Annotated in this window: 2 protein-coding genes and 1 pseudogene; 1 reads left to right on the plus strand and 2 read right to left on the minus strand. The window is 67.5% G+C overall.

The window, feature by feature from the left end:
- Window positions 1-1,823: Helicase associated domain protein (locus ACFYQ5_RS36025; protein ID WP_389203837.1), on the plus strand; the 1,823-nt coding region annotated here is incomplete at its 5' end.
- Here the strand turns inward: ACFYQ5_RS36025 and ACFYQ5_RS36030 are convergent.
- Both ACFYQ5_RS36030 and ACFYQ5_RS36035 read right to left on the minus strand, forming a co-directional pair.
- Window positions 1,824-2,445, minus strand: a pseudogene (locus ACFYQ5_RS36030) (IS630 family transposase).
- A 94-nt stretch (window positions 2,446-2,539) separates the two neighbouring features.
- A complete protein-coding gene (locus ACFYQ5_RS36035) occupies window positions 2,540-2,875 on the minus strand; it encodes a helix-turn-helix domain-containing protein (protein ID WP_389203838.1) in 336 nt (111 codons plus the stop codon).
- Window positions 2,876-3,457 lie beyond the last annotated feature (582 nt).

Genomic DNA, 3,457 nt, shown 5'->3' on the forward strand with positions numbered 1-3,457 from the left:
GGATCTGGCAGGAGCGGCCCAACTGGGACGTAGGCGAGGGAGTTCGGGAGGCGCTGCCGAGGGAGATGGCGGCCTCAATGGACGACGAGGCAGTCTTCGGGCCCGTCCTGTACAAGTTGTCGCTGGCGTCGGCTGTCTCCCGCGGGCTGCTGGCGCGGTACCAGATCATCGTCCTCGAGCTCCAGGACCCGGTCGTCACTCCGGCTCGGCTGATGGGCGAGGAGCGGCACAGTGAGAAGGTGCGCGGGGAGCGCCTTGGCGCCCTCCAGGCCGCGCTCCTGCATACGATGGCGCAGCACAGGCTTACGTCGTGCATCACCTTTCATCACCGGACGATAGAGGCGCAGGCGTACGCGGAGGGCTTGGAGCGGGTTGCGGCGAGGCTGCACGCTGATCAGTTTGAGAAGTACCCGGCGCGGATCTGGGCGGACTGGCTGTGTGGTGAGCACGTGCCCGGGCACCGGCAGGGTGTGTTGGCTGAGTTCGGTTCGACGGGGCGGCGGGCGGTCCTCTCGAACTGCCGTGTCCTCGGCGAGGGTGTCGATATCCGGGCGGTGGACTCGGTTGCGTTGTTGGATCCGAAGGGGGCGCCGCACGACATCGTTCAGGCCATCGGCCGCGCTTTGCGGCAGAAGCCCGGACAGGGCAAGGTTGCCTCTCTGATCGTGCCGGTATTTCTCCAGCCCGGAGAAAAGCCGGAAGACATGTTTACCTCCGGGTCGTATCGGCCTTTGGTGAAGGTGTTGGAGGGGCTGCGGGCTCACGACGAAGAGGCAATCGAATTGCTCGCGATTCCGCAGGAGCCTCAGAAGGACGTCGTGCAGCCGTCCGAGTACATCGGTCTGCCGCCCGAGGAAGGCGAGGGCGAATCCCGTCTGCTCCTGCGTTTTGCCGCTCCGCGTGACCCGGTGATGGTCGCGGACTGGGTTTCCTTCAACGTGATCGACACGGAGCGCCAGGACTGGGGACGTGGGTGGGCGGCACTCAAGAAGTTCACCGAGCGTGAGGGAAGTGCCCGGGTGCCCTACGGGCACAAGGAGGGCGCGTACCCGCTGGGGCAGTGGGTCGCGGAGCAGCGGCGGGCGTACGGGGCGGGGCAGATGACCGGGCGGCGGGCCGAGCGGCTGGAGCAGCTCGGCATGGTCTGGTCTCTGGCCGATGAGCGGTTCCAGGAGAACCTGGAGGCGGCGAAGGCGTACTACGACCTGCATTGGACGCTGTGCGCGCCCCGGTCCGCGACGATGCTGGGCCGGCCGGTGGGGCAGTGGCTGTCCAACCTCCGCCGCCCCGGCGCCCTGGACGGGCACCCGGAGTGGGAGACGGCGCTGCGAGAGGTTGACGAGGACTGGAACCCGTCATGGCCGCCGGAGTGGCAGAGGCATTACGCCGTGGTGCGCGAGATGCTCACGGAGGAGAGCATCCTTGCGTACGTCGAGCCCGGGGTCACCGTGCACGGGATGGACATCGGGAAGTGGCTGGCCAAGCAGCGGAAGCCGGACGTCTGGGCGGCCTTGACCGGCGGGCAGCGCGAGCGCCTGGAGGCCATCGGCGTCGTCCCGTTGGCGGCAGCACTCGAAGCGCCAGCGAAGCCGCCCGCGACGCCCGTGAGCGCCTTCGAGAAGGGCGTGGCGGCCTTGGAGCAGTACAAGGCGCGCGAGGGCTCGGTGAAGGTTCCCAGGGGGCACGTAGAGGTGTTGCCGGACGGGTCGGAGGTCAAGCTCGGGGTGTTCCTCAGCAACAGCAAGAGCCGCCGAGCCAAACTCACCGCCGACAAACTCGCCGCACTCGCCGCACTCGGACTGGAGTGGGCGGCGTCATATTGATCAGAAACTCATAGGGTTCTCGTTGAGGGTGTAGCGGACATGGGGGGCGTGGTAGTAGCCGCGGGCGATGTGGGGCTGGCGATGGCGTCTGGGGAAGATTCGGCGGGCTTCGATGGCGAGTTCGGCCTGGTTCCGGGCCCGGTGGCTCTTGGGAAGGCTGTGTTTGAGGTCCGCGTTGAGGAGCTCGTCGGGGTTGAGCTCGGGGCTGTACAGGGGCAGGAAGTGCAGTTCGATCTTCTCACTGTGATCGGCGGTCCAGTCCCTGACGTTCTTCGAGCGGTGTGGAGTGCCCGTCGACCACGAGGTGGATCTTGTGGTCGAAGTGACCGACGAGCCGGGCGAGGAAGTGGCACATCACGGTGGAGTCGAAGGTCCCCGCGAAGACCATGAAGTGCATGCGGCCCTTCGTGCGGAACGTCGACATCGCGTTCACGCTGCACCGGTTTCCGGTGCGCCGCATGATCGGGGTGCGCTTCTTCTCGCCCCAGGTGCGGCCGGTGACCTGGTCGGAGCGGATGCCGGCCTGGTCGGCGAAGAGGATCTCGCTGCCCCCGGCCTTCGCCCGGATCGTCGGCCAGGTCTCGGTGTGCTGGCGGGCCACCGCCTCCGGGTCCTGTTGCACCGCCCGCTTGTCGGGCCGCTGGAAGGAAAGGCCTCACTGCTTCAGGTACTTGCCCACCCGGGCTCGGTCAGCCGCAGCCGGTAGAGCTTCGCGTTCAGGTCATCGACCAGCCGACGGGTCCGCAACTGGCCGGCCAGTCCCCCATCGCACGGCCGGTGATCGAGCAGCGCCTGCCGTGCCGGGGCCTGCTCGGCCTCGCCCAGCACCTGATGAACTCCGACCGGGCGCCCTTCGTCCGGGAAAGCAACGTCTCCCGGCCTCCGGCCTGCCACTTCGCCCACCAGTTGTCCACGGCCTTCAGCGACACCCCGAGCACCGCCGCGAGGTCCTCACAGTCCCGCCCTGCCACCAGCGCGGCCACCGCACGCAGCCGCAGAAGCTCCTGCGCCGCCGGCGGCAGGTGCTGCGCGTCCTCCACCAGATCACTCACGCCATGCTCAACGGCCCAGAATCACTAGCGTTTCGGATCAATAACCGTGTACTCGCCGGAGACGTGCATCGCGCCGACCGTCCGTGCCACGCATGCCACGCATGCCACGCATGCCGCGGAGGCTGCCGACGGCTTGGCCGCCTTCCTGACTGTTTTTCACTGCCCTGTTTCCAACGGGGCGCCCACCGACGGTGGCCGCGTGGGCGCTGGCCGACCATGCCGAGCAGTTCGCCGAACATCGCGCTTCTACGGCGCCTATCAGCCAGCCCGGATGCAGCAACCCGGCACCGCGCCCGTGGCTGGGCGGGCATCCCTGTTGAAGAGGCAGGGGTCCACGACCGCACGGGTGGTGAGCGCCCACGGGACTCCGCCCCGCCTCGCTACGACTATCCACTTCGATGACACAGATCACAGCTCACCGCAACGGCTTGACCGGTCCAATTTCGATGTCAGAGGACACGGTGACAGCGAGCCCGGACCGTTTGTCGGGGAGTGTCATGAATCAGGTGTGGATCTCCCCGAAGGAGTGAGCCTGATGAGTACGACAACTGGTCACCTGATCGAGAGTGTCGACGGCGTGTC

Origin of the sequence: Streptomyces sp. NPDC005794, assembly GCF_042871445.1 — a bacterium.
Taxonomy (GTDB): Bacteria; Actinomycetota; Actinomycetes; order Streptomycetales; family Streptomycetaceae; genus Streptomyces.